This window comes from Caballeronia arationis (assembly GCF_001544975.2).
GTDB classification, from domain to species: Bacteria; Pseudomonadota; Gammaproteobacteria; order Burkholderiales; family Burkholderiaceae; genus Caballeronia; species Caballeronia arationis.
Map to the genome: position 1 here is coordinate 1 of NZ_FCOG02000235.1, position 5,828 is coordinate 5,828.

Annotated in this window: 4 protein-coding genes; 1 reads left to right on the forward strand and 3 read right to left on the reverse strand. The window is 67.8% G+C overall.

Going from position 1 to position 5,828, the window contains the following annotated elements:
• Positions 1-133: 133 nt before the first annotated feature.
• From AWB81_RS39865 to AWB81_RS39875, 3 genes are read right to left on the reverse strand one after another with little or no spacing between them, the layout of a single operon-like run.
• Positions 134-982, reverse strand: a complete 849-nt coding sequence (locus AWB81_RS39865) for a TauD/TfdA dioxygenase family protein (protein ID WP_062643816.1) — start codon at positions 980-982, stop codon at positions 134-136.
• Positions 983-993: 11 nt separating this feature from the next.
• Positions 994-1,974, reverse strand: a complete 981-nt coding sequence (locus AWB81_RS39870; protein WP_062643818.1) for a quinone oxidoreductase family protein — start codon at positions 1,972-1,974, stop codon at positions 994-996.
• Between the two features lie 14 nt (positions 1,975-1,988).
• Positions 1,989-2,915: a universal stress protein gene (locus AWB81_RS39875; RefSeq protein ID WP_062643821.1), complete on the reverse strand. Its 927-nt coding sequence runs from the start codon at positions 2,913-2,915 to the stop codon at positions 1,989-1,991.
• A gap of 185 nt (positions 2,916-3,100) precedes the next feature.
• Between AWB81_RS39875 and AWB81_RS39880 the strand changes: the two genes are divergently transcribed.
• Positions 3,101-5,794 carry a helix-turn-helix transcriptional regulator gene (locus AWB81_RS39880; protein WP_062643823.1) on the forward strand — a complete coding sequence of 898 codons (2,694 nt, stop codon included), beginning with the start codon at positions 3,101-3,103 and terminating at the stop codon, positions 5,792-5,794.
• Positions 5,795-5,828: the final 34 nt, after the last annotated feature.

A 5,828-nucleotide genomic window follows, 5' to 3' on the forward strand; every position in this document is an offset into this window, starting at 1 on the left:
CGGGGCCGTACGGCGCGACCGTGATGACCACTTTGTCCTGGTTCTCGGGGTGCAGGGAATCGTCGAGGAATTGCATGTGTTGCTCCGGCTTAATTAGGTTCGATGTAACGTGTGCGGCGTTCGAGGCGCCAGATCAGTAAGGCACGTCGCCGACGATTCCGGCTCGCTCCATCTTGCGATGGCACGGCGGGTAATCCATGACCGCGTAGTGCTGCGTGCTGCGGTTGTCCCAGATCGCGATGCTGTTCGGCTTCCAGCGCCAGCGGACCTGGTACTCGGGGATGCACGCCTGGCTGACCAGATAGTTGAGCAGGTGGCTGGCGCCCGGATTCGCGTCCTGGCCGAAACGCACGCGCCCCGGCGTGTGATAGTTCGTGAAGTGGGTCGTGAAGGCGTTCACGAACAGCGTCTTCTCTCCCGTCTCGGGGTGCGTGCGCACCACCGGGTGTTCCGCATCCGGAAACTGGGCTTTCAGTGCGTGGCGCTTCTCGATCGGCATCGCGGCGCCGAAGCTCGCTTCGATGCTGTGGCGGGCGCGCAGGTCGGCGATCTGGGTCTTGATGTGCTCGGGCAGGTTCTGATAGGCCAGCACCATGTTGGCCCAGACGGTGTCGCCACCGACCGGAGGACACTCGACGCAACGCAGCACGCAGCCGAACGGCGGCGCCTCGCGCCAGGTGGCGTCGGTGTGCCACGCGTTCTCGTAGCGGTCGTTGGGCTGCTCGGGATTCTTGTAGATCCGCACCAGGCCCGGATGCTCCGGATCGCTGCCGGCGACCGGATGGTCTTCCAGTTCGCCGAAGCGGCGGGCGAAGGCGACGTGCTCGGCACGCGTGATGTCCTGATCGCGCAGGAACAGCACGCGATGCTTGAGCAGGGTGGCGCGGATCTCGGCGAAGAGGCCGTCGTCGTGCACCGCATCGGCGATGCTGAGGCCGGTGAGTTCTGCACCGATTGCGCAGGTGAGTTGTTCGACGCGCATCATGGGTCTCCTTACACGACGAAAATGGATGAGCCGGTGGTCCGGCGCGATTCGAGGTCGCGATGCGCCTGTGCGGCATCGGGCAGCGCATAGCGCTGGTTGATCTCGATCTTGATACGGCCAGCCGCGACGTGCCCGAAGAGCTCGCTCGCAAGCGCGTTCTTCTCGGCCGGATCGGCGATGTAGTCGGCGAGGGCGGGGCGGGTCAGATAGAGCGAGCCCTTCATCGCGAGCAACTGCGGATTGAACGGCGGAATCGGACCGGACGCGGTTCCGACGCAGACCATCAGGCCACGGCGCGCGAGCGAGTCGAGCGACGCTTCGAAGGTGTCCTTCCCCACGCTGTCGAACACCACGTTCACGCCGGTGCCATCCGTGAGTTCACGCACGCGCCTGGCGACATCTTCGTGGCTGTAGTCGATGACGTGCTCGCAGCCGTGGGCGCGCGCGACCTCGGCCTTGGCTTCGCTCGACACCGTGCCGATCACCTTGATTCCCAGCAGACGCGCCCACTGCGACACGATCAGCCCGACGCCGCCGGCTGCGGCATGCAGCAGGATCGAATCGCCCGGCTTGAACGCATGGATGCGGCGCATCAGGTAGGACGCGGTCAGGCCGCGCATGGTCATCGCGGCGGCAGTGGCGCATTCGATTTCATTCGGCAGCCGGATGAGGGCGGCTGCGGGCACGAGCCGTTCGGTGCTGTAGGCGCCGAGCGTATTGACGAAGCCCGTATAGGTCACGCGATCGCCCACACGCAGTTGATCGACGTCCGCTCCGACGGCCTCGACCACGCCCGCTGCTTCCACGCCCATGCCGGCGGGCAGGGGAACCGGATAGAGGCCAGAGCGGAAGTAGGTGTCGGCGAAGTTCAGGCCCACGGCCTCATGACGCAGCCGTACCTGCCCGGGGCCGGGCGTGCCGACCGCGACCTCTTCCCACTTCAGAACCTCGGGACCGCCTGTTTCGTGAAAGCGGATTGCGTATGCCATGTGTCTCTCTCCAGTCATGCGTGCGAGCCGTCGGGCTCGCTGATTGTGTAGCGGGTGCTCGCGGCCCGGTCAGCGGGCGCTGCGCAATGGAATTCGTCGTTGATCTCGGTCCAGTCGGCGTAGCTCAGGTAGCGCCGTGCGGCCGGCAGGATCACGCCCTGTTCGCGGCCCATCCATTCCGAAACGAATCGCACGTAGGCGCTCAGTGCCTGTTCGAGTTCGCCGGCCGTCGAGGCGGCGTGCGAGTTTCGTCCGATCATTCTGGTCAGGTTGTGAAGCAGTTCTTCGTCGCGGTGATGCAGGCGTTCGAGTTCGTCGAGTTCGGCGTTGACCACCGAAGTGCGTTTGCGCAGGCGCCTGAACAGTGACTCCTTCGCCTTCGCCCGGAAGCCTCGTGCCGCAAGGCCGTGCAGCCTGTCGACCATCTCGCGCAGCGTCCGGGCCTGCGGGATGCCGCCGCGTTCGCGCTCGGTGCGGATCGTGTCGAGCCATTCGTGCAAGGCTTCGGTGAGCGCACGGTGCGCGCCAAGAAGCACGCCGACCGAGGCTGACACCACAGGGCGGCGGTCCGTCCCGCACGTCAGCGTGGCGGGCCTCGACGCCTCGTGTGCGCCGGAGACCGGCGCGGCCGGCACCGGCCGGGATGCGGCCGTGAAGATCAGGTCGCAGCCGTGCCTGCGTGCTTGTGCCACGACGGGATCGCATGCCTGCTCGGCGCGGGCGACGATGGACGCGCAGGGCACGCCTTGGGCGCGGGCGCCGGCTTCGGCTCTCGCCAGCAGCTCGCCTGCGTGCTCATCGGCCGGCTCCAGGAGCACGGCGGACGACACGTGCAGAAACGTGACGCGTGCGCCGATGGCCTGCGCAAATTCCGTCGCTTGACCGACGGCTTCGATGCTGGCGTCGGTGTCCTCGACAGGGACGAGTAAATGTTGGTACATGGCGTTTTGCGCTGGATTGGCGTGTGCGTGAACTCATCTGCATCGTAGTGGACGGATGCTTTGCGCGACCCTCTCCCGGAGGGAGGGGCTTGACGCCTCCCGGTGATTCGAACCATGCTGTGGACCTGATGCGCGACAGAAGCGGCCGTTTCAGGTCGCCGATGCATTCCGACCGACCATTCCTGATGGCATCCATCTCAAGCGACTCCCAACCCTCGACGACCGAACTCGTCCTGAAGACCATAGCGCCGCGCGCACCGCTGAACCTCGTCGCGCGGGCACGGCTGAGCGCGGAAGCCGCGGACTACCACGATCGCCAGGTCACGCTCGTGCAGGCGCCGGCGGGCTATGGGAAAACCTCGCTGCTCGCGCAGTGGCGGCGCGAATACCTGGCGCGCGGGATCGCCGTGGCGTGGCTCCTGGCCGACGAGCGCGACGACCCCGAGCGGCTCCTGCGCGCGCTCGTTCAGGCGGTGAGGACCGGATGCGCGCGGCCCACGTTCGGTGGCCTGCTGCTCGACAGCGCCATCGCATCGGTGGGCGAACTGGATGGCGCGACGGGCTGGCTCGCCGAGATCGCCGTGCTGTCGCTGGACGTCGTACTGATCGTCGACGAGGCCGAGCGGCTGCCCGCCGCCGGCACCGAGATGCTCGCTTACGTCCTTCGCAATGCGCCGCAGAACCTGCGCGTCGTGGTGGCGGCAAGACGCGGCCTCGAGGCGCCGCTCGCCGATCTGCTGACGTACGGCCAGGCCACGCTCGTCGGACGGGATACATTGCGCTTTCGCCTCGACGAGACGATCGCGCTGATCGGAGGCCGGTTCGGCGAGCGCGTCGATGCGGACGCTTGCGCCCGGCTCTTCGAAGTGACCGACGGCTGGCCGCTTGGATTGCAGCTCGCGCTTGCCGCGATGGCGCATGCCGCGGACCCGCGCAAGGCGGTCGAGACGATCGCGTCGGGCCCCGGCAGCTTGCGCGAACACCTCGTGGGCGCCCTGATCGCCAATCTCTCTGCGGACGACGACGCTTTTCTTACCCGCATCAGCGCCGTGGACATGCTGCACCCGGCGTTGTGCGAGGCGCTGACCGGCGATCCGCACGCTTCGGAGCGCCTCGCGCGCCTCGTGAGCGAGACGCCTGTGTTCATCACCGTGGAGGACGACGCGTGGTGCCGCCTGCATACGGTGGTGCGCGACGCGCTGCGGGTGCGCCTCGCGCGTCTGCCTGCCGCCGACCGCGAGGAACTGCACGCGCGCGCCACCAGATGGCTCGTCGGACAAGGGATGATCGAGGAAGCCGCGCGCCATGCGCATGCCGCTGGCCAGCACGGGACCGCCTACGACCTCGCCGAACGCAGTCTGCACGAAGCGGTGCGGCAAGGGCATCTGAGCGTCGTGCTCGACTGGCTCGATCTGCTGCCGGAAGGGGAACTGGAACAGCGTCCTCGCTTGCGGCTGGCCACGGCGTGGGCGCTGGCGGTCGGGCAGCGTCACGAGGAGGCGCAGCGCCAGGTCGAGCGCATTCTCGCCGGCCCGGCAGTCGGCGAGGAACTACGTTACGAGTGTGCGCTGATCCTGAGCGCCGCCGCGTACTTCGCGGACGAGCCCGACCGCTTCGTCGCGCTCTTCGAGCCGTGGGCCGGGTCGCCGCCCGATGGCAAATCCTGGCTGGCGCAGGTTCATGCGAACCGGCTCGCGGCGCGCGCCATGCTGCTCGGCGAGCCAGCGCAGGCGCGGCGTGCGCAGCAAAGCGTGCCGCATGGCGAAGGCGTGCAGCGGCTCGGCTATCTGCTGCGCTGGGGCGAACACATCACCGGTTCGACCTATCTGTGGGAAGGCCAGATGCCTCTTGCCGAGGAGGTGATGAAACCCGCGCTCGCGAGTGCCGAGGCCGAGTTGGGGCGCCGGCATCCGCTCACCTGCATGTTCGCGGCAGCGTGCGCGGCAATCGCGTATGAGGACGACCGGCTGGATGAAGCCGCTGCGTTGCTCGCCAACCGCCTCGACATGCTCGAACGCGCCGCCACGCCCGAAACCGTGACGCTCGCCTATTGCACGGCGGCGCGTATTGCCGCGGTGCGCGGCAGCGAGCATCGTGCACTCGACATGCTGGAAGCGATGCACGCGCTCGGTGTAAGCCGGCGTCAACCCCGTTTGTGTATCGCGAGCCTCGCCGAGCAACTGCGCATGCACGCGGGCCGCTACCGTGCCGAGACATGCCTGGCGCTGGTGGGCCGCATCGACGACATCGTGGCTCGCGAGGCGGGTCGCGGGCCGCTCTGGCGCGAGTCGGTCGCGCTCCTGCAGTCGCTTGCGCACGCCGATGCCGCCATTGCCGCGCGAAACTGGCAGCAGGCCCTCGATGCGCTCGACGCCGCCGGCAAGCAGGCCGACGCGATGAAGATGGGCCGCTATCGCATCGAGATCATGGGCTTGCGCGCGTTTGCGCAGCAACAGACGGGCGTCGATGCGACCGCCCTGCTGCTCGAAGCGGTGAACCTCGCGCAGACCTTCAGGCTGGGCCGCACTCTGCTCGATGCGCATCCCGCTCTCGCGGACTGGGCGCGACGCGCAGGCAGCGCGGCCGAAAGCGAGGATGGTGCGCGGGCGCCCGCCGCCTTGCCGAACGTACGGCCGCGCCCGCAGGAAACGGGCGGGCCTCGCGCGGTGCCGTGCGTCGTCCTGACGCCCAAGGAGCGGGAGATTCTCGAACTGCTCGCGCGCAATCTGACGAACAAGGAGATCGCGCGAGCAGGCGCGATCGGAGAGGGCACTGTGAAGTGGCACCTCAAGAACCTGTTCGGCAAACTCGACGCCAGTTCACGCAAGCACGCGGTGCGCCGCGCAGCAGTGCTGGGCCTGCTCGAAGGCACTATATAAAGACAGCACGCCAGCTGCCTTTTCCACGCGACCC

Bases quoted from the DNA above. Each gene is read 5' to 3' on its own strand.
- AWB81_RS39865 (WP_062643816.1), bottom strand. From the start codon at position 982: ATGCGCGTCGAACAACTCACCTGCGCAATCGGTGCAGAACTCACCGGC.
- AWB81_RS39870 (WP_062643818.1), bottom strand. From the start codon at position 1,974: ATGGCATACGCAATCCGCTTTCACGAAACAGGCGGTCCCGAGGTTCTG.
- AWB81_RS39875 (WP_062643821.1), bottom strand. From the start codon at position 2,915: ATGTACCAACATTTACTCGTCCCTGTCGAGGACACCGACGCCAGCATC.
- AWB81_RS39880 (WP_062643823.1), top strand. From the start codon at position 3,101: ATGGCATCCATCTCAAGCGACTCCCAACCCTCGACGACCGAACTCGTC.